21 protein-coding genes are annotated in these 25,706 nt (G+C 41.3%); 17 read left to right on the forward strand and 4 right to left on the reverse strand.

Going from position 1 to position 25,706, the window contains the following annotated elements; all coding sequences use genetic code 11:
• Positions 1 to 19: 19 nt before the first annotated feature.
• Together CDZ89_RS01205 and CDZ89_RS01210 are read left to right on the forward strand one after the other, a co-directional pair.
• Complete coding sequence (locus CDZ89_RS01205; protein ID WP_100333012.1) at positions 20 to 1,318, forward strand: HD domain-containing protein; 1,299 nt, start codon at positions 20 to 22, stop codon at positions 1,316 to 1,318.
• Positions 1,319 to 1,349: 31 nt separating this feature from the next.
• Positions 1,350 to 1,859, forward strand: a complete 510-nt coding sequence (locus tag CDZ89_RS01210) for a YwgA family protein (RefSeq protein WP_096156313.1) — start codon at positions 1,350 to 1,352, stop codon at positions 1,857 to 1,859.
• 165 nt (positions 1,860 to 2,024) lie between these two features.
• Here the strand turns inward: CDZ89_RS01210 and CDZ89_RS01215 are convergent, their stop codons facing one another.
• The gene (locus CDZ89_RS01215; RefSeq protein WP_096156314.1) at positions 2,025 to 2,210 is read right to left on the reverse strand and encodes a 2-hydroxymuconate tautomerase; all 186 of its coding nucleotides are present in this window, start codon (positions 2,208 to 2,210) and stop codon (positions 2,025 to 2,027) included.
• A 150-nt stretch (positions 2,211 to 2,360) separates the two neighbouring features.
• Here CDZ89_RS01215 and CDZ89_RS01220 point away from each other — a divergent pair, with 150 nt between their 5' ends.
• Together CDZ89_RS01220 and CDZ89_RS01225 are read left to right on the forward strand one after the other, a co-directional pair.
• Positions 2,361 to 2,870, forward strand: a complete 510-nt coding sequence (locus CDZ89_RS01220) for a YwhD family protein (RefSeq protein ID WP_096156315.1) — start codon at positions 2,361 to 2,363, stop codon at positions 2,868 to 2,870.
• A 231-nt stretch (positions 2,871 to 3,101) separates the two neighbouring features.
• A complete protein-coding gene (locus CDZ89_RS01225) occupies positions 3,102 to 3,515 on the forward strand; it encodes a DUF3888 domain-containing protein (RefSeq protein ID WP_157842648.1) in 414 nt (137 codons plus the stop codon).
• 66 nt (positions 3,516 to 3,581) lie between these two features.
• On the opposite strand, the gene CDZ89_RS01230 is transcribed toward CDZ89_RS01225, so the two are convergent.
• On the reverse strand, positions 3,582 to 5,648 hold the full coding sequence (locus CDZ89_RS01230; RefSeq protein WP_100333013.1) for a transglycosylase domain-containing protein: 2,067 nt from the start codon (positions 5,646 to 5,648) through the stop codon (positions 3,582 to 3,584).
• Positions 5,649 to 5,937: 289 nt separating this feature from the next.
• Here CDZ89_RS01230 and speE point away from each other — a divergent pair, with 289 nt between their 5' ends.
• The 5 genes from speE to CDZ89_RS01260 all read left to right on the forward strand — a co-directional run bounded on the left by speE (position 5,938) and on the right by CDZ89_RS01260 (position 11,090).
• On the forward strand, positions 5,938 to 6,765 hold the full coding sequence (gene speE, locus CDZ89_RS01235) for a spermidine synthase (protein ID WP_096156318.1): 828 nt from the start codon (positions 5,938 to 5,940) through the stop codon (positions 6,763 to 6,765).
• Positions 6,766 to 6,870: 105 nt separating this feature from the next.
• Positions 6,871 to 7,743: an agmatinase gene (gene speB, locus CDZ89_RS01240; protein ID WP_096156319.1), complete on the forward strand. Its 873-nt coding sequence runs from the start codon at positions 6,871 to 6,873 to the stop codon at positions 7,741 to 7,743.
• A 364-nt stretch (positions 7,744 to 8,107) separates the two neighbouring features.
• On the forward strand, positions 8,108 to 8,560 hold the full coding sequence (locus tag CDZ89_RS01250; RefSeq protein ID WP_096156320.1) for a YwiB family protein: 453 nt from the start codon (positions 8,108 to 8,110) through the stop codon (positions 8,558 to 8,560).
• Positions 8,557 to 10,227, forward strand: coding sequence for an arginine--tRNA ligase (argS, locus tag CDZ89_RS01255; protein ID WP_096156321.1), 1,671 nt, complete (start codon positions 8,557 to 8,559; stop codon positions 10,225 to 10,227). Before CDZ89_RS01250 ends, argS begins: the two co-directional genes overlap by 4 nt.
• Positions 10,228 to 10,907: 680 nt before the next feature.
• Positions 10,908 to 11,090 (forward strand): XapX domain-containing protein, encoded by a 183-nt coding sequence (locus CDZ89_RS01260; RefSeq protein WP_096156322.1) that lies wholly within the window; start codon positions 10,908 to 10,910, stop codon positions 11,088 to 11,090.
• Positions 11,091 to 11,160: 70 nt separating this feature from the next.
• Here the strand turns inward: CDZ89_RS01260 and uvsE are convergent, their stop codons facing one another.
• Together uvsE and cls are read right to left on the reverse strand one after the other, a co-directional pair.
• Positions 11,161 to 12,114: a UV DNA damage repair endonuclease UvsE gene (gene uvsE / locus CDZ89_RS01265; protein WP_096156323.1), complete on the reverse strand. Its 954-nt coding sequence runs from the start codon at positions 12,112 to 12,114 to the stop codon at positions 11,161 to 11,163.
• Between the two features lie 76 nt (positions 12,115 to 12,190).
• On the reverse strand, positions 12,191 to 13,399 hold the full coding sequence (gene cls / locus CDZ89_RS01270) for a cardiolipin synthase (protein WP_227521417.1): 1,209 nt from the start codon (positions 13,397 to 13,399) through the stop codon (positions 12,191 to 12,193).
• Between the two features lie 450 nt (positions 13,400 to 13,849).
• On the opposite strand from cls, the gene CDZ89_RS01275 reads away from it, so the two are divergent.
• The 8 genes from CDZ89_RS01275 (at position 13,850) to icmF (ending at position 24,964) form a co-directional block, all read left to right on the forward strand.
• Complete coding sequence (locus CDZ89_RS01275) at positions 13,850 to 15,970, forward strand: (Fe-S)-binding protein (RefSeq protein WP_176483796.1); 2,121 nt, start codon at positions 13,850 to 13,852, stop codon at positions 15,968 to 15,970.
• Between the two features lie 199 nt (positions 15,971 to 16,169).
• Positions 16,170 to 17,354: an acetyl-CoA C-acetyltransferase gene (locus CDZ89_RS01280; RefSeq protein WP_096156324.1), complete on the forward strand. Its 1,185-nt coding sequence runs from the start codon at positions 16,170 to 16,172 to the stop codon at positions 17,352 to 17,354.
• Between the two features lie 302 nt (positions 17,355 to 17,656).
• The gene (locus tag CDZ89_RS01285) at positions 17,657 to 18,505 is read left to right on the forward strand and encodes a 3-hydroxybutyryl-CoA dehydrogenase (protein ID WP_096156325.1); all 849 of its coding nucleotides are present in this window, start codon (positions 17,657 to 17,659) and stop codon (positions 18,503 to 18,505) included.
• A 114-nt stretch (positions 18,506 to 18,619) separates the two neighbouring features.
• Positions 18,620 to 19,756: an acyl-CoA dehydrogenase gene (locus tag CDZ89_RS01290; protein WP_100333015.1), complete on the forward strand. Its 1,137-nt coding sequence runs from the start codon at positions 18,620 to 18,622 to the stop codon at positions 19,754 to 19,756.
• On the forward strand, positions 19,753 to 19,881 hold the full coding sequence (locus tag CDZ89_RS20240; RefSeq protein WP_264755077.1) for a hypothetical protein: 129 nt from the start codon (positions 19,753 to 19,755) through the stop codon (positions 19,879 to 19,881). The genes CDZ89_RS01290 and CDZ89_RS20240 overlap by 4 nt, the downstream gene beginning before the upstream one ends.
• 48 nt (positions 19,882 to 19,929) lie before the next feature.
• Positions 19,930 to 21,069 (forward strand): acyl-CoA dehydrogenase, encoded by a 1,140-nt coding sequence (locus tag CDZ89_RS01295; RefSeq protein ID WP_096156327.1) that lies wholly within the window; start codon positions 19,930 to 19,932, stop codon positions 21,067 to 21,069.
• A gap of 15 nt (positions 21,070 to 21,084) precedes the next feature.
• On the forward strand, positions 21,085 to 21,717 hold the full coding sequence (locus CDZ89_RS01300) for a TetR/AcrR family transcriptional regulator (protein ID WP_096157043.1): 633 nt from the start codon (positions 21,085 to 21,087) through the stop codon (positions 21,715 to 21,717).
• A gap of 1 nt (position 21,718) precedes the next feature.
• Positions 21,719 to 24,964, forward strand: coding sequence for a fused isobutyryl-CoA mutase/GTPase IcmF (gene icmF, locus CDZ89_RS01305; RefSeq protein WP_100333016.1), 3,246 nt, complete (start codon positions 21,719 to 21,721; stop codon positions 24,962 to 24,964).
• Positions 24,965 to 25,706: the final 742 nt, after the last annotated feature.

Consider the following 25,706-nt stretch of genomic DNA (forward strand, 5'->3'; position numbering starts at 1 on the left):
CTTAAAAAGAGGGAAGTACATGAGTTATGCAACGGAAAAATTAACAGAAGAAAAAGTATTCAAAGACCCAGTTCATCGCTACGTACACGTTCGTGACCGCGTCATATGGGATTTAGTTGGAACAGCTGAATTCCAACGTTTGCGTCGCATTCGCCAACTTGGAACAACATACTTAACATTTCATGGCGCAGAACATAGCAGATTAAATCACTCCCTAGGTGTATACGAAATTGTCCGTCGTATTATTGATGACAGTTTCGAAGGGCGTTCAGAGTGGAATAACGAAGAAAGATTACTTTGTTTATGTGCGGCATTACTTCATGATTTAGGCCATGGACCATTTTCCCATGCATTTGAAAAAGTGTTCCACTTAGACCACGAAGAATTTACACAAGCGATTATTTTAGGTGATACGGAAGTGAACGCCGTTTTACAAAAAGTGCATAAAGACTTTCCAAAGCACGTAGCAGAAGTAATCGCTAAAACATACAAAAACAAAATGGTGGTTAGCCTAATCTCTAGCCAAATCGACGCTGATCGCATGGATTATTTACAACGTGACGCTTACTTTACAGGGGTTAGTTACGGTCATTTTGACATGGAACGTATTTTGCGTGTTATGCGCCCACGTGAAGAGCAAGTTGTCATTAAGTCGAGTGGGATGCATGCAGTAGAAGACTACATTATGAGCCGTTATCAAATGTACTGGCAAGTATATTTCCACCCAGTTTCTCGTAGTGCGGAAGTTATTTTAACAAAAATTTTACATCGTGCGAAGCAACTGCACGAAGAATTTTATACATTTAAACAGGAGCCGCTACATTTTTACTCTATTTTTGAAGAAGAGATCACATTAAAAGACTATTTAAAATTAGACGAAGCTGTTGTTATGTACTACTTCCAAATGTGGCAAGAGGAAGATGACGAGATTTTACGCGATTTATGTCGAAGGTTTATGAACAGGAATTTGTTCAAATTTGTCGAATTTAATCCAACAAAGCAGATGAAAGATTTAATGGAGTTAACTAGTCTGTTTAAAAAAGCAGGACTAGATCCTGAATATTACTTAGTAGTTGATTCTTCTTCTGATTTACCGTACGACTTTTACCGTCCAGGGGAAGAAGGAGAAAGACTACCAATCCACTTATTAATGCCGAGCGGCGAAGTGAGGGAGTTATCAAGAGAGTCGGAAATTGTCGATGCCATCTCAGGAAAACGTAGAACCGACCATAAATTATACTTCCCACAAGATTTACTAGAAGACTTAACAACGAAAAAGACGACAAAGAAAAAGATTCTAGAGATACTAGGACTATAAGCAGCATCTACAGGTTAGGAGATGAACGGGTTTGTTAACGGATCACGCGAAATTAATGAAAGTATTTGCTTCTGCAGGGGAAATTATCGGCAGAAAAAAATTACAAAAAATGGTGTACATTGCTAAAAAGTTAAATTACCCATTTTACGAAAAATACAATTTTCACTTTTACGGACCATATTCAGAAGAAATAACATTACGTGTAGAAGAACTATGTAACTTAGGTTTCTTAAGCGAGTTGAAAGAAAATAAAGGTGGCTACTCTCAATACCGATATTCATTGACGGAAAGTGGACAAGAATTTTTAGCTCATTACGATGAGTTAACGATGCCACACTTACAAAGCTGCATGCTAAACATGAACGAACAAAGCTCTCGATTTTTAGAATTAGTTTCGACGGTGTTGTTTTTTGAAAACTTATCAAAAGAAGAAGTTAAAGAAAAAATTTTCACGTTGAAAAGTAAACAACGCTACACAGAGGAAGAAGTCGAAGAAGCTTACACATATATTGAAGCGTTACGAAAAGAAATTGCAGGTTAGTTATAACGCTCTAGCTAACAACTATCACCCAATTAAGATAATAGAGATTTCTAGCTAAGCCTGATGTTGGGCTTGGCTTTTTTTAGCTATTAGTAGTTAGGTGTTAGCTGTTAGGTATAACCTTAACTCCTAAAACCAAACAGCTAACGCCTAACCAACTAACGCCTAAGAGTCACTCAAACGTTTTCCGCCTACTGCATAGTGGCCTTTTGTCATCTCTTCAATGAATACCACAATTTTGTCTTCTGGAGCACCGGTCGTTTCGCTCACAGCAGTAGTTACTTTCTCCACTAATGCTTTCTTCTGCTCTTCCGTACGACCTTCTAACATTTTTACCGTAACATATGGCATAATAAATCCTCCTATTGCAATCAAGTATATAAAGTATTGTATACTATTAGTGATAAAATATATAGAATAGCAAATCAACTTGCAAAAATACATATAAATAGTGATTGGCACCTAACAACTAACCACTAACCCCTAAAAGGAGGAATTACAATGGATCAAGAAAAAAAGAAAAAGCCAATTGGTTTTAATATAATAAAAAATGACCCAACAGATGGCCATGGTGGCTATGGCGTTGGTGCTTTGAGTTTAGAGAATGTCTCACCAGTTATTGTCGATGTGGAAGGTGAGGACGCAGTCGTGGACGTAGGAGCTATGCATGCTAGGAGTACCGTAGAACGTGGCATTAAATTTTTGCCAAACAAAGAGGATGTTCCTAATGGAAAACTTTACTGGCTTGTATGGGTAACAATCGATCGTAAGCAAGAAGGGCCATACTACGCGGGGGTAACAGCTTGTGAAATGACCGTGGACCGTGAAATTCGTCGCGGCTACAAATCGCTTCCAGAGCATGTAAACAAAATGGACAAATCGATGAAACGGAAAATTATGGTCGACCATATGGACGAAAAAGGAAAAGCTATTCTGAGAAAATATTTAGAATCCCATAATAAACAAATGTGGGATCTGTCTAGCGACGAGTTAAAGCAAGGGTTAAGCTAATTTGTCAAGGGTTTTTCAGAAATAAAGATGTGACATTTCTTTGAACGTGTAACGAACATACTTGAGTTATTTTCATAAAAAAAGTAAACTATTCTTACATGTGTTAAGAACACATGGAGAACTAGGACACTTAAAACCCTCGAGAAATCTTTCTCGGGGGTTTTAACTTTTTTTGCCACTAATGGAGCTGATTGCTTTGCTTCACACTAGGAGAAGAAGGTGGTGTTCTTATTGAAGAGATACATACTAATTTGCTTGTTGGTTTTTGCGACGCCGATCCATACATTTGCCGAAACACCGTATATTCCGACAGAGCAATCTCGTGAAGAACTTTACCAAGATATCTTTTTATCGTTATTAACACCACAGGTGCATGAAACGATTGGGGAGTTTTACAAAAAAGAAGCAGGTTTATCGTTTGTAGCCGTTTATCCTTATCAAACGGTAGTTGAGAAAGTAGAACGGATAGGTGGATATCGCTCGTTTGTTTTTGAAGTAACACTGTTAGTTAATCCAGTTGTAGGTGCGCATATTCCAGTTGGGGAGGATCGGTTGCACTATGAGATTGGTGGAAGCGGGGATGTAAAATTGCTGGAACATCAACATATACGTAGCATTGATCTACCAGATTGGTATAAAAAATAGCCGTTGAAACAGCTTCAACGGCTTATTTTGAATGGATTATAATAAAAACGTAATCTATCCGAAAAATCAACGTCGCCATGGCAATAACTTTTTCCACCAACGCTGCGTAGTATCAGCATCGTCCACAGGTGAAGCAACCTCATCCTCCACCTCTTCCACTTCATGCAAGTGGCAATACTCTAGAGGTTCCGTACCCGCCTCATAATACGTTAGGCGCGATACTGGACAGTTTTCCGTTGCCAACAACCCACTCTCAGGATTCACATACACCCCAACCACATCCTCAGTCGGACGGAACGCTTCAACCGACCTGTTCGCCAAAGACCTCTCCATAAAATTAGCCCAAATATATTTAACAAACTGCTCCTTCTGATAAATCGACTTATTATCATCAAAGCCAGTCCAAGCAACACTCACAAGCTGTGGCGTGTACCCAATCATCCAACTATCCGTCTCCGTCGTCCCAGATTTACCTGCATACGGACGCGTCACCGTGCCAACCAATTTATTACCCGTCACACTCGTATAACCGTTTAATCTCTGGTCAAACATACCTGTCATCATATGATTAAGTACGAACGTCTTATCCTTGTCTAAAATTTGCTCGCGTTTCTTTTCCCGTTCAAACAGAACTTCTCCTTTAAACGTGACCACTTTTTCGATAAAGACTGGCTTCACACTTCTTCCACCATTGGCAAAAACGCTGTACGCAGTTCCCATATCTATCACTTTAACAGGCGAAGTGCCAAGTGCTAGGGCTGGAACTGGGTTGATGGAACTAGTAATCCCGAGCAGACGAGCCATATCGGCCACTTGATCCTCACCGAGGTATAAATGCGTTTTCACCGCATACACGTTATCCGAAAGCGGCAACGCCTGTAACATCGTTAGCTCACTATTCGGATATAAGTTATTAAAGTTTTTAGGGATATAAGTTGCTCTACCTTCATCAAACGTAAATGTCGTTTTTTCACTTCGAAAAGGGGTAGATGGAGTAAATCCGTTTTCTAGTGCCTTGTAATATAAAAATGGTTTAAACGTTGAGCCAGGTTGACGTTCCGCTTGTGTTGCCCGATTAAATGGACTTTCATCATAGTTCCGACCGCCAACCAGTGCTTTCACTCTTCCGGTATTCGGGTCCATCGCCACAAAACCTACTTGTAGTTCAGGGTCATTTTTCAATCCTTCCGCAATTTCTTCTTCCGCGATTGCCTGTAATGTTGGGTCTAATGTTGTGTAAATATGCAATCCGCCTTTTAAAAGCTCCTCTTGCAATTGAAGTTCGTTGCGCAAAACGGCACGAACCGCATCTTGAAAATATGGCGCCATATACTCTTTCGGTAAATGTTTACGCTCGCCATATTGGAGTGGTTTTTCTAAAACAATCTCTATATCATCAGTGGTAATATTTCCATTTGCCACCATAGAATGCAACACTATTTGTTGTCGCTCTAACGCGCGCTGTTCATTGATGTATGGAGAAAAAATGCCAGGCCCCTTCGGAATACCTGCAAGCATACTTGCTTCTTCTATAGTTAAATCAATGGCAGACTTACCGAAATAGTAATGTGCAGCGGATTCAATTCCGTAAGCACCGTGACCGTAGTAAATCGTATTTAAATAACCTTCTAAAATTTCTTCTTTCGAATAGTGGATTTCCATTCGTATCGTATAAAGCGCTTCTTGTAATTTACGTGAAAATGTTTTTTTATGCTCTAGAAAAAGATTACGGGCATACTGTTGTGTAATGGTGCTAGCTCCTTGCACTTTGGCACGAGCTTTTATGTCTGCTATAATCGCTCCAACAATTCGGCGATAATCAAAGCCGTGATGCGTGAAGAAGCGGCGATCCTCTACAGCGATAGTCGCATCAATAAGATGTGGAGATATTTCCTCGAGCGTCACCCAATACCGTTTTTCACCGTTGTAAGCTTCCCCGATGATAGATTGGTCCGCAGCATAAAAAATCGATGACTGTGTCACCCATAACGGCGGTGCCTCTTTCGATTTTGCATAATAATAAATTCCCCCAATAACTAGAAAAAAGGAGAATGCTAGTATTCCGCTTATAAAAAGTAAAGCTCGTATATATTTCATCCAACTTTGGAATCGTTTATTCGTCATCAGTTCCATTAAAAATACCCCCAAAAGGCACACTATTATATCTAGTATGAAAAAGATGGAAGCATTTTAAACATTTTTATAGAAAAATTAAATATTTTCCTTGAAATTTTGCTAGATTCATCTATACTTTTTTTGTTGACCAACTTTCGAATGATACAAACACGTTACAGGTGCCAGGCACTTTTAACATGAATGTAATAAAAAAGTAAAAGTTTGTTTGTAAGAATTGTTGTTAGGGAACGATAAACTCGTAGCGTGCTTATGGATAAATATTTAAAGTAGAAGGGAAGTTTTACAAATGGAATTATGGTTTACAGAAAAACAAACAAAAAGCTTCGGTATTACGGCTAAAATTAATAAAACATTACATACAGAGCAAACAGAATTTCAAAAGCTAGACATGGTAGAAACAGAAGAATTCGGCAACATGCTTCTTTTAGATGGCATGGTAATGACAACTCAAAAAGATGAGTTCGTATACCACGAAATGGTTGCGCACGTACCTTTATTCACACATCCAAACCCTGAAAACGTATTAGTTGTAGGTGGCGGAGACGGTGGAGTAATTCGTGAAGTATTAAAACACCCAAGCGTGAAAAAAGCGACATTAGTAGATATCGATGGAAAAGTAATCGAGTACTCTAAAATTTACTTACCAGAAATCGCTGGTATGCTAGATGATCCTCGTGTTGACGTTCAAGTAGGCGACGGCTTCATGCACATTGCAAAGTCTGAAAATGAGTATGACGTAATCATGGTTGACTCGACAGAGCCAGTAGGACCAGCAGTAAACTTATTTTCAAAAGGTTTCTATGCAGGGATTTCAAAAGCATTAAAAGAAGATGGCGTATTCGTTGCACAAACGGACAACCCATGGTTTACACCGGAACTAATCTCAAACGTTCAACGCGACGTTCGTGAAATTTTCCCAATCACACGCCTTTATATTGCGAACATCCCAACATATCCAAGTGGAATGTGGACGTTCACAATCGGATCTAAAAAGCACGATCCACTAGAAGTAACAGAAGAGCGCTTCCACGAGATGGAAACAAAATACTACACAAAAGAACTACACAAAGCAGCATTCGTACTACCTAAATTTGTTGGCGATTTAATCAAATAATAAAAATTGGTATTTTGGAAAAGTGGTGGGGAATAACCCATCACTTTTTCATGCATTAACGTAACGGGGGTCAGTCCCCCACTAAACTAAAGGAGGACATCCAACATGCGTTTCGACGAAGCATATTCAGGAAATGTTTTTATCGCAAGTCACCCAAACTTTGAAGAAAGTAAAGCTGTATTATACGGAATGCCGATGGACTGGACAGTTAGCTATCGCCCAGGTTCTCGCTTCGGCCCAACTAGAATTCGTGAAGTTTCCATTGGTTTAGAAGAGTACAGTGCCTACTTAGACCGTGAACTACACGAAGTAAAATACTTTGATGCAGGAGACATCCCACTACCATTCGGTAACCCACAAAAAAGTTTAGACATGATTGAAGATTTTGTGGACAAGCTTTTAGCCGAAGGAAAAGTTCCAATCGGAATGGGTGGGGAGCACTTAGTATCTTGGCCTGTTATGAAAGCTATGTACAAAAAGTACCCTGACCTTGTAATCATTCACATGGATGCACATACAGACTTACGCGACCATTACGAAGGGGAGCCACTTTCTCACTCTACACCAATTAAAAAAGTAGCAAACTTAATTGGTCCAGAAAATGTTTACTCATTCGGAATTCGTTCAGGTATGAAGGAAGAATTTGAATGGGCAAAACGCGTAGGCATGCACATTTCTAAATTCGAAGTGCTAGAGCCATTAAAAGAAATTCTACCAAAACTTGCAGGACGTCCTGTATACGTAACAATCGACATTGACGTTTTAGACCCTGCACACGCACCTGGTACTGGAACAGTAGATTGCGGAGGTATCACATCTCGCGAACTACTTGCATCCATCCATGCAATCGCAAACTCTGACGTTAACGTTGTCGGCGGAGACCTAGTAGAAGTAGCACCAATCTACGACGCATCCGAACAAACAGCCAACACAGCCAGCAAACTAATCCGCGAAATGATTTTAGGCTGGGTAAAATAAATTTTTTAACTTTAATAGGGAATATTCAAGTTCCTACTGAATCAGAAAAATTAGTATTAGCTTTTTAATATAACTACTCATGAAGTTGATGTTCGCGGAAGGTATGAGACTCCTGCGGGAAAGCGCGTCAAGGGAGACCCCACAGGCGCCAAAAGCGCCGAGGAGGCTCCCGCGACCGCCCGCGGAAAGCGAATACCTTCCGCGAACATCAACGATTAGTAATAGTGTGATTATGCTAAATAAAAAGGGGCAGGCAGACTGTGAATCTATTCACAATCAGCCTAGCCCCTATTGTATTTTACAAACAAATTGTTTTATAATATGAAGGTTATAAATCTACTTAGGATGAAGGAAGTGAAATGAAATGACAGGTAAACAGGAAGACGTGAAAGTCCCTATAAAAATTTCCTTTCAATCCGAAATCGTTCACGAAGGACAAAAAGAACGTGTTTCATTTAAAACAAAAGGTCAATACTACATAAAAGATAACCAAACGTTCCTTGTTTTTTCTGAAAAACAAAAAGACATCGGCAACGTCAACGTCATATATAAACTAACAGACGACGAAATTTGGGTTGGTCGCTCTGGAGCAGTCAAAATGCGTCAAAGCTACAAGCTTGGCGAACAAACAGCTGGCGTCTATGAAAGCGATCTTGGAATTTTCCATTTAGACATAGATACGAAGAAAATTTTCATCATGAAAGATGAGAAAAAACATCGAGGTTCCATTCAATTAAAATACGATCTATCGATGCAAAACCAACAAGCAGGACAATATACAATCTCAATTCAATACGAGGAGGCTAAATCTAAATGAATATCGTAGAACAAGTGCAAGAACGATTAAAAAATGAAATTAAAGATGCTGTAATAAAAGCGGGCTTAGCAACAGAAGAGCAAATACCGGATGTTGTACTGGAAATACCGAAAGATAAAGCAAACGGAGATTACGCAACAAACATGGCAATGCAATTAGCTCGTGTAGCCAAAAAAGCACCACGCATGATTGCCGAACAATTAGTGGAAAACTTTGACCAATCAAAAGCGTCCATTGAAAAAATGGAAATCGCAGGGCCTGGATTCATCAACTTCTACATGAACAACTCTTACTTAACAGACCTTATCCCAACAATTTTAGAACAAGGATCTGATTACGGAAAAACAAATGTAGGTGGCGGCGAAAAAGTAAACGTCGAGTTCGTTTCAGCTAACCCTACTGGTAACTTGCATTTAGGACATGCCCGCGGTGCGGCTGTTGGAGACTCTTTATGTAACGTGTTAGAAAAAGCTGGATATAATGTAACTCGCGAGTATTACATAAATGACGCTGGTAACCAAATTAATAACTTAGCATTATCGGTGGAAGCTCGTTATTTCCAAGCGTTAGGTATGGAAAAAGAAATGCCAGAGGACGGCTATCACGGTCAAGATATTATCGATATTGGGGCAGAACTTGCTAGTGAGTATGGCGACAAATTTGTGAGTGAAACAGAAGAAGAGCGTTTAGCATTTTTCCGCCAGTATGGCTTAACTTTTGAAATGAAAAAGCTTCAAAGAGATTTAGAAGAGTTCCGTGTAAGATTCGACTTATGGTACTCAGAAACTTCTTTATACCATAATGGGAAAATTGACGAAGCCTTAAATACGTTACGCGAGCAAGGTCATATTTTTGAAGACGGTGGGGCAACATGGTTCCGTTCCACTACATTCGGAGATGACAAAGACCGTGTATTAATTAAAAATGATGGCTCTTACACGTATTTAACGCCAGATATCGCTTATCACCAGGACAAGCTTTTACGTGGCCATGATAAGTTGATTAACATTTGGGGTGCGGACCACCACGGATATATTCCGCGTATGAAAGCAGCAATTGAAGCGTTAGGTTACGGAAAAGAAGCATTAGAAGTAGAAATCATTCAACTTGTTCACTTGTTCCAAAACGGTGAAAAGATGAAGATGAGCAAACGTACAGGTAAAGCTGTTACGATGCGTGATTTGATGGAAGAAGTTGGATTAGATGCAGTGCGTTATTTCTTCGCTATGCGTAGCGCGGACACGCATTTAGACTTTGATATGGACTTAGCAGTTTCACAATCAAATGAAAACCCTGTGTTCTATGCACAATACGCACATGCGCGTATTTGCAGTATGTTACGTCAAGGGGAAGAGCAAGGTATTGAATTAGTTGGTCCGTTTGCTCTTGAGCATATTCAGTCTGAAAAAGAGATCGATTTATTGAAAAAGCTTGGGGAATACCCACAAGTTGTTTCAGAAGCTGCGATAAAGCGTATTCCACATAGAATGACAAACTATATTTTTGAATTAGCTTCCACACTGCATAGCTTCTACAATGCAGAAAAAGTATTAGATTCTGAAAACGTAGATCGTACGAAAGCACGTCTTGCGTTAATGAAAGCAACACAGATTACTATTCAAGACGCTTTAAAACTTATTGGAGTTTCTTCTCCGGAGAAGATGTAAGTTGTTAGAAAAAAACCGCGAACGTGGCCATGATGGCGATGTTCGCGGTTTTTTTATTGAGGAAAGCTGTACCTAAGTTTTCTTGATAGGTTTACAAAGACCGATTAGCCCCCGGATTAGAAGGAAACCGTCCATGGGAGAGCGAGTCAAGGCCGATAAGCCCTCGGATTTGAGGTGAACCGTCCATGGGAGAGCGAGTCAAGGCCGATAAGCCCTCGGATTTGAGGGGAACCGTCCCTGGGAGAGCGTGTCAAGGCCGATAAGCCGTGGGATTCGAGAGGAACCGTCCATGGGAGACGGAGTCACGGCCGATAAGCTCCCGGATTCGAGGTGAACCGTCCATGGGAGACGGAGTCACGGCCGATAAGCTCCCGGATTCGAGGTGAACCGTCCATGGGAGAGAGAGTCAAGCCCGGTAAGCCCTCGGATTAGAAGGAAACCGTCTATGGGAGAGTTAGTCAAGCACGAGTATTCCCTGAAATGGGAAGCAAACCAATAATAAAGACTAGATCTATTTTAAGTTAGGGCTAAACATGCCTGTGGAAAGTCAAGCCTTGCACGGTAATCAACAGAGGCTAATAAGAAACGGAAGTAAGGGAAATTCAATTATTTTTGAGTACGCTCCTACATTGTGGAAATACTACCAACATACAACGTACAACCTGAAGGGAGTTTGCATCATGAAAGAAAGTTTACTTGCGATTTTTACAGGTCTCATTGTAGGTTTTTTATTTGCGCTATTCCGCCTACCAATTCCAGCCCCACCAGCGTTTGCCGGAGTAGTAGGCATTATTGGTATCTACTTAGGATATAAACTACACTCCTTCGTCATGCAATTCATGCAACAAGGCGGGGGCGTGTAACAATCATTACAACAATATTACAGGGGTATTACGAGTGCCAGGCACCCGTAATACCCCTGAAACATTTATTTTACCATTCAACACTCCCGCCGGAGATGCGTTTGAAGCCGCGCATTTTACCGATGTCTTCTGCTAGCTGAAGAGCGGATAAGTCTTTTCGCTTCGCTTCGATCATAAAGTCAATATCTTCTCCAATGTCGACAGCTACTTTTAAAAACGGCTTAACAAACTCTAAATCCACATAATCAGAATGATGGCGAATTTTTTTATCATCAATTGGGGATGAAATGTGGACTTTAGGTCGAATCCCAACATTATCCCAAGTCCGATATACACGCGGTAACAATTCCTCCCACGAAACAGTACTCGGGTTGGCAAATTCATGATGATAATCAAAAGCGAGAGGCACGCCAATTTTTTCACAAACCGAAAGCGTTTCTTCTGTTGTGTACGTTTTATCATCGTTCTCTAGCGTCATGCGCTCAAAAACGTCTCGTGGGATCATCTTAATATTTTCAAAAAACCGTTCTAAAGCTGCTTGTTTATTACCATAAGCCCCACCAACATGAATATTCATTGTCCCACTTTTATGAAGACCCATTGCCTCCAGCATTTCGTAATGATACACCAAATCGCTCACGGCATTCTCCGTAATGTGCGGTTTATCGCTCGTGAAAAGGGTAAACTGGTTTGGATGAAAACTAGTACGCATATTGTATTTTTTCACTAAGTCGCCGATTTCCTTAAATTCATCTTTAAAAGTCGAACGATAATCCCACTTCACTTCTGGATGTGTTGCAAGTGGAACAAGGGATGATGAAAAGCGAAAAACTTGAATTTCATGCGCGATGCAATAGTAAATGATGCGTAACGTATTCTCTAAATTGATCCTTGTCACTTCTTTTAACTTATCAAGGCCATCATCTTTTTTCATCGTTTTATATCGTGTAAATGTCAACGTTTTAGACGGGGAAGCCTCCCACAATGCCCAAGATTGAGAAACAAAACCAAATCGAATTTTCATATAAAATCTCCTAAATCCATGTTAAAATCCAGTTCATTTTCACATACCACACTTTTTGCCTGCAAGAAACAATGTGCTATAAAAGTGGGGATAAAACTTTTGCGACTTGCTGCTTGCTCTTTTCCAATAATCCGCGCTGGTGTAAAAATTCCTCCGTTAATCGTTCTGCAGTGGCTAAATCTGAGTCCACCTTCTCTCTTACATGGCGAACAAACTCTTTATCAAAAATAATACAGTTGATTTCATGATTAATATGCAGGCTACGTTTATCAAAGTTAGCTGTTCCAATATCACATAGCTCACTGTCCACAATGATGACCTTCGCATGGAAAAAGCCATAGAAAAATCTGTAAACTTCGGCACCAGCCTCCATTAAGGTAGGAAAGTAGTTAAAGGCCGCATCCCTTAGTAACGGATGATCTTCTTTTTGGGGTACAACAATTTTCACTTTCACTCCACGCCCTAGAGTTTGCAGCAATTCCTCCATTAGTTCATCACTTGGTACGAAATATGGTGTGCAAATAACTACCTCATTTTGGGCGCATTTTAATAGTTGTTTGAACGTTGAGGTTAAAAAAGCTCCGTTCGTAGGTACGATTTGATGCCTAGTCTTACCTTTTTCAGATGCAGGAAAGTACTTTGTGTTTTCTAATAAGTCAATTTTTGAATCATCAAGCCAATCTTCTAAAAATTGCTTTTGTAAATCTTGCACACCTTCTCCTGTCATTTTTAAGTGATAATCGCGCCAAACACCGTATTTCGGGTCTTGTCCTAAATACTCTTTTCCAACATTAAAACCTCCAACAAACCCAATGTTTCCGTCAACCACCGTTATTTTCCGATGGTTTCGCTCGTTAAAAGTGTAAAAAAAGAACGGGGCTTTCGGTATATGACAATAATAAAACTCCACACCGCTCTGTTTTAGTTTTTCAATTTCTTGCTTTTTTACATTTTTCGATCCAACCCAGTCCAGTAAAAGTCGAACTTCCACTCCTTGTTTTGCTTTTTCTTTTAAAATGTCAAAAAACTCTTTGCTAATATGGTCATCTTGAACTATATAGAAGAGAGCGTGGATATGTTCTTTTGCCGAACGTAAGTCGTTAAACATCTCTTTGAAAAGCTTGCCACCATCCGTAAAAAGTTGCAGATCGCTATAACGCTTTGGAAATTCTATTTTCGCTACCGTTTCCAAATGCCTTTTACGTCCGAGGTTAAAGTCAATAATTAAATAAGCAAGCACGATCAAGCCTATTACAATAATAACCCCAAAAAACATTGTGAACATAAACGCTACCTCCATTTCTATTCCTCATAGTTTGACCAAAAAGAGATTAGTTATTAGTGGTTAGTGATTAGTTATTAGGAAAAACAACTGATACAGGGGCAGATTAAAACTTTAACCATTTTAAATATGTATTAGCAATTAGATAAATACAAAATAGACTACCAGGCGGCTTTTCTCCTCGAATCACTAATCAATACTTACCCTCTAAATATTACAGCAATGTTAAAAGTGCCTGGCACCCGTAACATGATTGAAACAATTGTTGTTCGTTAAAAAGAATTTGACTATATGTGTTGACTGAATGCTCATTCATTATATAATATGAGAATAGAGATAAAGTTCAGAAAATTACCTTCTTTTTGAACATAAAGGAAAATAATCAGTCGAAAACAGCTAATCACTAATCACTAACCACTAAAACAACAGCTACACGAAAGGAGCAGAGGGGACTTGTCAAATTACTTACTAATTGCAAACTGGATTTTATTCATTATTGTAACCGCTTACGCAGCATCCTTGTTTGTATACTTAATTCGCACAAGAATCACTTACATCAAGCTCGGAAAGAAAGTGGAGTTTGATAACAAAATCAAAGAACGTCTAAACAACGTATGGGTAAACGTTTTTGGACAAAAGAAACTTTTAAAAGACAAAAAAAGCGGAATCATACATGTTATGTTTTTCTACGGGTTTATTCTCGTACAGCTAGGAGCAATAGATCTAATCATTAAAGGGCTAGCACCAAACGCTCACCTACCATTAGGTCCACTCTACCCGGCATTCACGTTTTTCCAAGAAATCGTGACATTAATGATTTTAGTAGCAGTAGTTTGGGCGTTCCATCGACGTTACATTGAAAAACTTGTACGCCTTAAGCGCGGTTTCAAATCAGGTTTAGTGCTACTGTTCATCGGTGGACTCATGCTTTCCGTTCTTTTCTCAAACGGAATGGGTATCCTTTGGCACAATCACGACTTAACATGGAGCGAGCCAGTTGCCTCTGCGTTTGCTTATCTGTTTGGTTGGATAAACACAACAGCAGCCATCGCCCTTTTCTACATCGGTTGGTGGATTCACTTATTACTATTACTCGTTTTCTTAGTTTACGTACCACAATCCAAGCACGCACACTTAATCGCAGGGCCAGCAAACGTATTTTTCCACCGTTTAGACAATCCTGGGAAATTATCGAAAATTGACTTCGAAGACGAAACACAAGAATCTTTCGGAGTTGGGAAAATTCAAGACTTCACACAACACCAGATGATCGACTTCTACGCATGTGTAGAGTGTGGTCGTTGTACAAATATGTGTCCTGCTACAGGTACAGGCAAAATGTTATCGCCAATGGATTTAATTGTAAAGCTTCGCGACCATCTAACAGAAACTGGCGCAGCTGTTACTTCCAAACAACCATGGGTGCCAACATACGCATTTAACAACACAAAAGCAAACCAGTTAGCATTAGCTGCTGCAGGTCAAGGTGCAAAAGAAAGTGTAGCAACACTTGACTACAGCCCAAGCCTAATCGGCGATGTTATTACAGAAGAAGAAATTTGGGCATGTACAACGTGCCGTAACTGTGAAGACCAATGTCCAGTTATGAACGAACATGTAGACAAAATTATCGATCTTCGTCGTTACTTAGTGTTAACAGAAGGAAAAATGGACCCAGAAGCACAACGCGCGATGACAAACATTGAGCGTCAAGGAAATCCATGGGGCTTAAACCGTAAAGAGCGTGAAAACTGGCGCGACGCTGCTCCAGAAGTATCCATTCCTACGGTAAAAGAAATGAAAAAAGCAGGCGAAGACTTCGAATACTTATTCTGGGTTGGAGCGATGGGATCATTCGATAATCGCTCACAAAAAATCGCCATCAGCTTTGCAAAATTACTAAACGAAGCAGGCGTGAAATTCGCTATTTTAGGTAACAAAGAGAAAAACTCAGGTGACACTCCACGCCGCCTAGGAAATGAGTTCTTATTCCAAGAGCTAGCAACGAACAACATCGCGGAATTCGAGAAAAACGAAGTGAAGAAGATCGTTACAATCGACCCGCATGCATACAACATTTTCAAAAATGAGTATCCAGACTTCGGCTTAGAAGCAGAAGTATTCCACCATACAGAAGTGTTAGCTGATTTAGTGAAAGCTGGTAAGCTCGCACCGAAGCACGCAGTAAACGAAACAATCACGTTCCACGATTCCTGTTATTTAGGAAGATACAATGAAGTATACGAGCCACCTCGTGAAATTTTAAAAGCTATCCCAGGCGTGAAGCTTGTTGAAATGGAACGTAACCGCGAAAAAGGAATGTGTTGTGGAGCTGGTGGAGGCTTAATGTGGATGGAAGAAACAGCAGGCACACGCGTAAACGTAGCCCGCACAGAACAAGCATTAGCTGTACAACCGACCATGATTAGCTCTGGCTGTCCTTACTGCTTAACGATGCTATCTGACGGAACGAAAGCAAAAGAAGTCGAAGAGCAAGTTGGCACGTACGATGTAGCAGAACTTCTAGACAAAGCAATATTCGGTGAAGGTAAAAAAGAAGAAGAGGCTTCCTAATAAATACTAGAATACTAGATTAAGATGATGAATAAAGTGGAAGTGGTGTACGTAACATTACGTGCACCTTCCGCATTTCCACAAAACTGAGCGAGCGTTCAGTCGTCAAATATTACAAAACCATTACAAGTGCCTGGCACCTGTAACGATCTTGAAATAATTTGTAAGCGTTCACAACTATATGAAGGAGGAATAGATGATGGGAAAAACAGTTATCGTTAGTGGAGTACGTACACCGGTTGGTCGATTTGGTGGGAGCTTAAGTACATTAACAGCTTCCGACCTAGGCGGAATCGCAATTAAAGAAGCATTAAACAGAGCAGGTGTTGCACCTGATTCAGTTGGCGAAGTAATTTACGGTACCGTTTTACAAGGCGGTCAAGGCCAAATTCCTTCTCGCCAAGCAGCAAGAAAAGCCGGCCTTCCATGGAACGTAAAAACAGAAACTATCAATAAAGTGTGTGCATCCGGCATGCGCGCCGTAACTTTAGCAGACATCCTAATTCGTTCTGGTGAAGAAGAAGTAATCGTCGCGGGTGGCATGGAGTCCATGAGCAACGCCCCTTATTTTTTACCAAAAGCTCGCTGGGGCCACAAAATGGGCGACGGCAGTGTGAAAGACTTAATGATCTATGACGGCCTAACTTGTACCTTCACAGGCGTGCACATGGGAACGTACGGCAACTCTTGCGCAAAAGAAATGGAAATCTCGCGCGAGGCACAGGATGAGTGGTCTTTCAAAAGCCACCAAAAAGCATTAGCAGCAATGGAAAACGGTCTATATGCACAAGAAATCGTACCAGTGGAAATTCCACAACGTAAAGGTGACCCAATCATCGTAAAAGACGACGAATCACCACGTAAAGACACGAACTTAGAGCGTTTAGCGAAACTAAAACCTGTTTTCGACCACGACGGAACAATCACAGCGGGAAATGCACCAGGAGTAAACGACGGCGCAGCAGCACTAGTCTTAATGAGCGAAGACCGCGCCACAGCTGAAGGCAAAGAAGTACTAGCAACAATCGTTGGTCACGCATCCATCGCTGTAGAAGCGAAAGACTTCCCAAAAACACCAGGACTTGTCATCCAAGAACTTTTAAAGAAAACAGGTAAAAAAGTAGAAGACATCGACTTATTTGAAATAAACGAAGCATTTGCAGCAGTAGCGCTAGCTTCCGCAAAAATTGCAGGAATTGACCTAGAAAAAGTAAACGTAAACGGTGGCGCAGTCGCACTAGGCCATCCAATCGGCGCAAGTGGCGCAAGAATCATCATTTCGTTAGTGCACGAACTAAAACGACGCGGCGGCGGAATCGGAATTGCCTCCATCTGCAGCGGGGGCGGTCAAGGCGACGCAATTATGGTGGAAGTGAAAGGGTAACTCAATAGTTCTCTTACTTTATAAGCAGCTAATGTGTGCAAATCATGTAAAACATTCAAGAAATAGTTGGAACTAACAGTTCAATCGGCGAAAATGGGCAACTTACCGGCGAATATTTAAGTTTAATCGGCGAAAATCAACAACTTATCGGCGAAAATCCCGGTTCAATCGGCGGAAGGGGTCACGTTATCGGCGAAAATCCCATGTTATCAGCGATTTACCCTTAATATCGGCGAACTTAAAACAAGAATCGAAGCGACGAAACTTCACTTAACACCAATTAACTCAAGGAGGAACCAAATATGAACATCCAAAAAGTAATGGTCATCGGAGCAGGACAAATGGGCTCTGGCATCGCACAAGTTTGCGCAATGGCCGGCCTACACGTATACGTAAACGACATTCAACAACAATCCCTAGACAAAGGCCTAGCAATCATCACGAAAAACCTATCCCGACAAGTAGAAAAAGGCCGTATGGCTGAAACCGATAAAGAAGCGACACTATCACGCCTAACGTGGACACAAGCCCTAGAAGACGCAGCGAACGTCGACATCGTCATCGAAGCCGCAGTCGAGAACATGGACATTAAAAAGAAAATTTTCCAAGCAGTCGACCAACACGCACCAGAACACGCAATACTTGCAACAAACACATCATCCTTGCCAATCACAGAAATCGCAGCAGTCACAAGCCGTCCAGAAAAAGTAATTGGCATGCACTTTATGAACCCAGTGCCTGTTATGAAACTAGTAGAAATCATCCGTGGCTTGCAAACAGACGACAGTGTTTACACAGCCATCGAAGACTTAACAAAAACACTACAAAAAGTACCAGTGGAAGTAAACGACTTCCCAGGCTTCGTAGCCAACCGCGTCCTGATGCCCATGATTAACGAAGCAATCTACACGGTATACGAAGGCGTCGCAACACCAGAAGCAGTCGACGAAGTCATGAAGCTCGGAATGAACCACCCAATGGGACCACTCCAACTCGCTGACTTCATCGGCCTCGACACATGCCTTTACATCATGGAAACATTGCACGAAGGGTTCGGCGACGACAAATATCGCCCATGTCCACTTTTAAGAAAATACGTAAAAGCTGGCTGGCTTGGAAGAAAAACTGGCAAAGGCTTCTACCAATACTAATCTAAACAGGGAGGCATGCTCGCTCTTCGGTTCTCAAGCTAAACCGCCCACAGCGTCCTTATCACCAATGAGACAGAGCCAACGCCCCCAGCAACCTTGAAAGGAGCACACACCATGAACTTACGTTTTACCGAAGAACAAGAAATGATGAGAAAAATGGTCCGCGACTTCGCCCAAGAGGAAATCGCTCCATTCGTCGAACAAATGGAAGCAGGCGCATTCCCACGCGACATTTTAAATAAAATGGCAGAACTAGGCTTAATGGGTATCACGATCCCAGAACAATACGGCGGCGCAGGAATGGACTTCACATCCTACATCATCGCGATCAACGAAATCTCCAAAGTAAGCGCAACAGTTGGTGTTATCCTATCTGTCCACACATCAGTAGGAACAAACCCAGTCCTTTACTTCGGAACAGAAGAACAAAAACAAAAATACGTAACAAAACTAGCTGCTGGTGAATATTTAGGGGCATTCGCCCTAACAGAACCAAGTGCAGGCTCTGACGCAGGAAGCCTGAAAACACGCGCAGTCAAAAACGACGACCATTACATTCTAAACGGAGCCAAAGTGTTCATCACAAACGGTGGCGAAGCAGACACGTACATCGTATTTGCTTCCACCAATCCTGAGCTAGGCTCCAAAGGTGTTTCAGCATTCATCGTAGAAAAAGACACGCCAGGCTTCATCATTGGGAAAGACGAGCACAAAATGGGCCTTCACGGTTCCAAAACAGTGCAGTTAACCTTTGAAGACGCAAAAGTGCCAGCAGAAAACCTACTTGGCCAAGAAGGAGAAGGCTTCAAAATTGCGATGGCCAATTTAGACGTAGGTCGTATCGGTATCGCCGCTCAATCTTTAGGAATCGCCGAAGCAGCAACAGAAGCAGCTATCGCTTATTCAAAAGAACGCGTTCAATTTGGCAAACCAATCTCCGCTCAACAAGGAGTTGGCTTCAAACTAGCAGACATGGCAACAGCTGTTGAAGCTGCCAAACTATTAACCTATCGCGCTGCAAACTTAAGACAAAATGGCATGTCTTGCGGAAAAGAAGCGTCCATTGCCAAACTTTTCGCATCGAAAACAGCCATGGAAGTAACAACAGAAGCAATCCAAGTGTTCGGAGGCTACGGCTACACGAAAGACTACCCAGTAGAACGCTACTTCCGCGACGCAAAAGTATGCGAAATCTACGAAGGCACAAGCGAAATCCAACGAATCGTTATTGGGAAGCATTTGATTAGTTGATTAGTTGGTTAGTGGTTAGTTGGTTAGGAAAACCAAAAAACCAAAAACCGAAAATCAAAAACCAAAACCAAAAACAAAAACAAAAACAGTTAGAAGGTAGTTGGTTAGCCCAACTCAAAACCTAACCAACTAACGCCTAACACCTAACACCTAAAAAAACGGAGGTAACACATATGAACTTTCAATTATCAGAAGAACACGAAATGATCCGCAAAATGGTACGTGATTTTGCAAAAAACGAAGTAGAACCAACAGCTGCAGAGCGTGACGAAGAAGAACGCTTTGACATGGAAATCTTCCACAAAATGGCGGAACTAGGCCTTACAGGTATCCCGTTCCCTGAAGAATACGGCGGAATCGGCAGTGACTACCTTGCTTACTGTATCGCAGTAGAAGAACTTTCTCGTGTATGTGCATCAACAGGCGTAACCCTTTCTGCTCACACATCACTTGCTAGCTGGCCAATCTACAAGTACGGTACAGAAGAGCAAAAACAAAAATACTTAAAGCCACTTGCACAAGGTACAAAAATTGGGGCTTACGGCTTAACAGAACCAGGCTCTGGATCAGATGCTGGTGGAATGAGAACGACAGCGCGCCTAGAAGGTGACCATTACGTGCTGAATGGCTCCAAAATTTTTATCACAAACGGCGGAATTGCAGACATCTATGTTGTATTTGCAGTGACGGACCCATCTAATAAACATAAAGGTACAAGTGCATTCATCATTGAAAGTGACTTCCCAGGGTTTAGCGTAGGGAAAAAAGAACAAAAGCTAGGAATTCGTTCATCACCTACAACAGAAATCATGTTCGAAGATTGCAAAGTCCCTGTTGAAAACTTACTAGGGGAAGTTGGAGAAGGATTTAAAGTAGCAATGACAACACTTGACGGTGGCCGAAATGGTATTGCTGCACAAGCTGTCGGAATTGCACAAGGGGCACTTGACGCTTCCATCGCATATGCAAAAGAGCGTGTCCAATTCGGCAAACCAATCGCAGCGCAACAAGGCGTAAGTTTTAAACTAGCAGACATGGCAACGATGATTGAAGCTTCTAGACTATTAACATACCAAGCGGCGTGGAGAGAGTCAGAAGGACTTTCATACGGTAAGGAATCGGCGATGTCGAAGCTAATAGCAGGTGACACGGCGATGAAAGTAACAACAGAAGCGGTGCAAGTATTCGGCGGATACGGCTATACGAAAGACTATCCAGTAGAGCGATACATGCGTGATGCGAAAATCACACAAATCTACGAAGGAACACAAGAAATTCAACGTCTAGTAATCTCCAGAATGCTGACAAAATAAGGCGGCAGAAAAGTGATGAAAAAACGGCAAGTGCACGCATCCGTTAAAGATGAAAAGCTCATTGAAAAACGCCGAGATCAAATGATAAAAGGTGCGGTAAGTCTTTTTAAACAAAAAGGCTTCCACCGCACGACAACAAGAGAAATCGCCAAAGAAGCGGGATTTAGCATTGGCACATTGTACGAATACATTCGTACAAAAGAAGATGTTCTCTATCTAGTATGTGACCGAATCTATGACCAAGTTGGCGAACGTCTCCAACAAGAACTCCAAACGAAAAAAGGTAGTCTCGAAAGCTTAAAATCTGCGATAACGTACTATTTTTTCGTAATGGACGAAATGCAAGACGAGGTACTCGTCATGTACCAAGAGGCAAAATCGCTTTCGAAAGACGCCTTGCCATATGTACTAAACAAAGAAATTGAAATGGTAAAGATGTTTGAAGAAGTCGTTCGGAATTATGTAAAAGAAAACGGCACATCCATGTCGGAAAAAGAAATTGAACTACTTGCTCACAACATTTTCGTCCAAGGACAAATGTGGGGCTTCCGACGCTGGGTGTTGCAACGACAATTTACATTGCAACAATACGTAGACATACAACTACACTTACTACTACACGGACTTACAAAAGGGGAGGAAAAGTAAGATGGAACTGTACCAACCGAAACACCATATCCGTTTTGTGACGGCATCAAGTCTTTTCGATGGACACGATGCATCCATTAACATTATGCGACGTATTTTACAAGGAAGCGGGGCAGAGGTCATCCACCTAGGCCATAACCGTTCCGTAGAAGAAATCGTCAACGCGGCAATCCAAGAGGACGTTCAAGGAATCGCGATTTCATCGTACCAAGGCGGTCACGTAGAATATTTCAAATACATGTATGACCTATTAAAAGAAAAAGGCGCATCTCACATCCGTATTTACGGTGGAGGCGGCGGGGTAATCATTCCCCAAGAAATAAAAGAACTACACGAGTACGGCATTGCCCGCATTTTCTCACCGGAAGACGGCAGAGAGCACGGCTTACAAGGCATGATCAACATGATGATCAAAGAATGCGACTTCCTACCAGCTGGAAAAGTAACGGACGAAGTTGAAAACCTATCCGTCGACAACCATCAAGCTGTTGCCCGCCTTATTTCTCTTGCGGAAACACAAATTGCAGCAAACACAGAAGTAGCAGCAACAGCACAAGCAGTTCTATCTAAAGTAAAAGAAATGCAACAAAACGTACCAGTACTAGGTATAACAGGTACAGGTGGAGCAGGAAAAAGCTCGTTAACAGACGAACTTATCCGCCGCTACTTAAACGAAGTGCCAGAAAATAAAGTAGCCATTCTATCTGTTGACCCAACCAAACAAAAAACAGGTGGAGCACTACTCGGGGACCGTATTCGCATGAACGCAATCTTCAACCCGCGCGTTTTTATGCGTTCTTTAGCAACTCGAGGTTCTCGTTCTGAGCTATCTTTAGCCATTCAAGACGCTATCGCTGTCGTAAAAGCTGCTGGTTTTGATCTTGTAATCGTCGAGACGAGCGGAATCGGGCAAGGAGATGCCGGCATTACAGAAATTTGCGATATCTCCATGTATGTGATGACGAGCGAGTTCGGTGCGCCTTCTCAGCTAGAAAAAATTGATATGATCGATTACGCGGATTTAATCGTCATTAACAAATTTGAGCGTAAAGGGTCTGAAGATGCGAAGCGCCAAGTGCAGAAACAATACCAACGTAGCCACTTAGCATTTGAGCAAGAGTTAGACGAAATGCCAGTTTTCGGCACCATCGCTAGCCAGTTCAACGATTTAGGCACAAACACGTTATTTGCGGCACTTTTAAATAAAATCAATGAAAAAACAGGCTCTAGCTACACATCAAGTTTGCCAGTTTCCAAAGAGGTGGAAAAGCAAAACATCATCATTCCGAACGATCGCCGTTACTATTTACGTGAAATCTCGGACACTGTTCGCAACTACCATAAAACCGCAGGGGAGCAGTTAGAAATTGCACGTAAACTGTTCCAATTAGACGGAGCAATGGAAGCGGCAGCAGCTCAACAAGAAATAGTGTCTGCTCTACAATCGATTCGCAGTGAATACGAAGAAAAACTAACAAAAGAATCAAAGGAAATTTTAGCCACTTGGGATGAGAAAAGAGAGAAATATTCTGGCGAGCAATTTGTAACAAAGATTCGCGATAAAGAAATCATTACGAAGCTTACTACGAAGAGCTTATCTGGCTTAAACATTCCAAAAGTTGTGTTACCGAAGTTTGTAGACTATGGAGAAATTTTACGTTGGGTATATAAAGAGAACGTCCCAGGTGAATTCCCGTATACAGCGGGCGTATTTCCATTCAAACGCGAAGGCGAAGATCCGAAACGTCAATTCGCTGGGGAAGGAACGCCTGAGCGCACAAACCGTCGCTTCCACTATTTAAGCAAGGATGACGATGCCAAACGTTTAAGTACGGCATTTGATTCGGTAACTCTTTACGGAGAAGACCCTGCACACCGCCCGGACATTTATGGAAAAGTAGGAAATAGCGGTGTAAGCATCTGTACGCTAGACGACATGAAAAAGCTATACGATGGCTTTGACCTTTGCGCACCGAGCACATCTGTATCGATGACGATTAATGGTCCAGCCCCAATTATTTTAGCGATGTTCATGAATACAGCAGTAGACCAACAAGTGAAGAAAAAAGAAGAAGAGCTTGGCCGCATGCTTTCAGTGGAAGAGTATACAGAGATTCGCATGTACACATTACAAACAGTTCGCGGTACCGTTCAAGCTGATATTTTAAAAGAAGACCAAGGCCAAAATACGTGTATTTTCTCAACAGAGTTTGCCCTGCGCATGATGGGAGATATTCAACAATATTTCATTGAAAATAAAGTGCGTAACTATTACTCTGTTTCTATTTCCGGCTATCATATCGCAGAAGCTGGGGCAAACCCAATTACACAACTTGCGTTTACATTATCAAACGGATTCACGTATGTAGAATATTACTTAAGCCGCGGCATGAACATTGATGACTTTGCACCGAACTTATCGTTCTTCTTTAGCAACGGTCTAGACCCTGAATACACAGTAATCGGCCGTGTGGCACGTCGTATTTGGGCAACTGTTATGAAAAATAAATACGGGGCAAATGAGCGTAGCCAAAAGCTCAAGTATCATATCCAAACGTCAGGTCGTTCCTTGCACGCACAAGAAATCGACTTTAACGACATTCGTACAACACTTCAAGCATTAATGGCGCTGCAAGATAACTGTAACTCGCTTCATACAAATGCATACGACGAAGCGATTACAACGCCAACAGAAGAGAGTGTGCGTCGCGCAATGGCGATCCAAATGATTATTACAAAAGAACACGGCTTAACGAAAAATGAAAATCCTCTACAAGGTTCGTTCATTGTCGAAGAGCTAACAGACTTAGTAGAAGAAATGGTATTACAAGAGTTCGAACGCTTGAACGACCGTGGAGGCGTGTTAGGTTCCATGGAAACGCAATACCAACGCGGTAAGATTCAAGACGAGTCGATGTACTATGAAATGAAAAAACATACTGGTGAACTACCAATAATCGGTGTAAACACATATAAAAATCCTAACCCACCATCAGAAGACGAGTTAAACGACATTGAGCTTGCTCGCTCGACAGATGAAGAAAAAGAAACGCAAATCCGTAACTTAAATGAATTCCAAGCGCGCAATGCTGATGAAGTAGAAGAAGCGTTAAAGCGTCTAAAGCACACAGCAATTAGCGGCGGAAATATTTTCGAAGAGTTAATGGAAACAGTAAAAGTCGCAAGCCTTGGACAAATCACAGGAGCACTTTACGAAGTAGGCGGACAGTATAGAAGGAATATGTAAATGAAATGAATAGGCTTGTACAGATGTCGATTGTTATACGGCAATCTGTACAAGCCGTTTTTCATATTAAAAATGTGTATAAAGTTCAAAATGAGAAAAAATTGAGAAGGTAAATGAACTTGATAGTGGTTATCAAGTTTAAAATGAAAAAGCTTGAGAAGGAAAATGAACTTGATTGAGGTTATCAAGTTCAAAGTGATAAAAGTTGAGAAGGAAAATGAACTTGATAGTGGTTATCAAGTTCAAAATGAGAAAAATTTGAGAAGAAAATGAACTTGATTGAGATTATCAAGTTCAAAATGAAAAAAATTGAGAAGGAAAATGAACTTGATAGAAGCTATCAAGATCAAAATGAAAAAGCTTGAGAAGGAAAATGAACTCGATAGTGGTTATGAAGTTCAACTACGATAAATTTTATTAGCCAGATGAACTTCAGCGGCTTTATGAGGTTCAACCACGATAATATTTATTAGCCAGATGAACTTCAGCGGCTTTATGAGGTTCAACCACGATAATATTTATTAGCCAAATGAACTTCAGCGGCCTTATGAAGTTCAACTTTAAGTAAATTTTAAGGCAAGTTAAACTTCATTGGCTTTTTGTCACAAACGCTTTCTTTCTAGCTATATTTCCTAGCCCTGAACGAGGATGGTTGGCTAGTGTGCTATTGTTATAGTATTATGGGGCAGGCACGGGGAAAGGACCGGAGAAACAATTTTTTCTAGAAACTTGATTTAATACT

Source organism: Bacillus alkalisoli, from assembly GCF_002797415.1.
GTDB classification, from domain to species: Bacteria; Bacillota; Bacilli; order Bacillales; family Bacillaceae_I; genus Bacillus_CD; species Bacillus_CD alkalisoli.

What these genes read in the sequence shown, in the direction of transcription:
- CDZ89_RS01205 (WP_100333012.1), top strand. Translation starts at nt 20, where the DNA reads ATGAGTTATGCAACGGAAAAATTAACAGAAGAAAAAGTATTCAAAGAC.
- CDZ89_RS01215 (WP_096156314.1), bottom strand. Translation starts at nt 2,210, where the DNA reads ATGCCATATGTTACGGTAAAAATGTTAGAAGGTCGTACGGAAGAGCAG.
- CDZ89_RS01220 (WP_096156315.1), top strand. Translation starts at nt 2,361, where the DNA reads ATGGATCAAGAAAAAAAGAAAAAGCCAATTGGTTTTAATATAATAAAA.
- CDZ89_RS01230 (WP_100333013.1), bottom strand. Translation starts at nt 5,648, where the DNA reads ATGGAACTGATGACGAATAAACGATTCCAAAGTTGGATGAAATATATA.
- speE (WP_096156318.1), top strand. Translation starts at nt 5,938, where the DNA reads ATGGAATTATGGTTTACAGAAAAACAAACAAAAAGCTTCGGTATTACG.
- speB (WP_096156319.1), top strand. Translation starts at nt 6,871, where the DNA reads ATGCGTTTCGACGAAGCATATTCAGGAAATGTTTTTATCGCAAGTCAC.
- CDZ89_RS01250 (WP_096156320.1), top strand. Translation starts at nt 8,108, where the DNA reads ATGACAGGTAAACAGGAAGACGTGAAAGTCCCTATAAAAATTTCCTTT.
- argS (WP_096156321.1), top strand. Translation starts at nt 8,557, where the DNA reads ATGAATATCGTAGAACAAGTGCAAGAACGATTAAAAAATGAAATTAAA.
- CDZ89_RS01260 (WP_096156322.1), top strand. Translation starts at nt 10,908, where the DNA reads ATGAAAGAAAGTTTACTTGCGATTTTTACAGGTCTCATTGTAGGTTTT.
- uvsE (WP_096156323.1), bottom strand. Translation starts at nt 12,114, where the DNA reads ATGAAAATTCGATTTGGTTTTGTTTCTCAATCTTGGGCATTGTGGGAG.
- cls (WP_227521417.1), bottom strand. Translation starts at nt 13,399, where the DNA reads ATGTTCACAATGTTTTTTGGGGTTATTATTGTAATAGGCTTGATCGTG.
- CDZ89_RS01280 (WP_096156324.1), top strand. Translation starts at nt 16,170, where the DNA reads ATGGGAAAAACAGTTATCGTTAGTGGAGTACGTACACCGGTTGGTCGA.
- CDZ89_RS01285 (WP_096156325.1), top strand. Translation starts at nt 17,657, where the DNA reads ATGAACATCCAAAAAGTAATGGTCATCGGAGCAGGACAAATGGGCTCT.
- CDZ89_RS01290 (WP_100333015.1), top strand. Translation starts at nt 18,620, where the DNA reads ATGAACTTACGTTTTACCGAAGAACAAGAAATGATGAGAAAAATGGTC.
- CDZ89_RS01295 (WP_096156327.1), top strand. Translation starts at nt 19,930, where the DNA reads ATGAACTTTCAATTATCAGAAGAACACGAAATGATCCGCAAAATGGTA.
- CDZ89_RS01300 (WP_096157043.1), top strand. Translation starts at nt 21,085, where the DNA reads ATGAAAAAACGGCAAGTGCACGCATCCGTTAAAGATGAAAAGCTCATT.
- icmF (WP_100333016.1), top strand. Translation starts at nt 21,719, where the DNA reads ATGGAACTGTACCAACCGAAACACCATATCCGTTTTGTGACGGCATCA.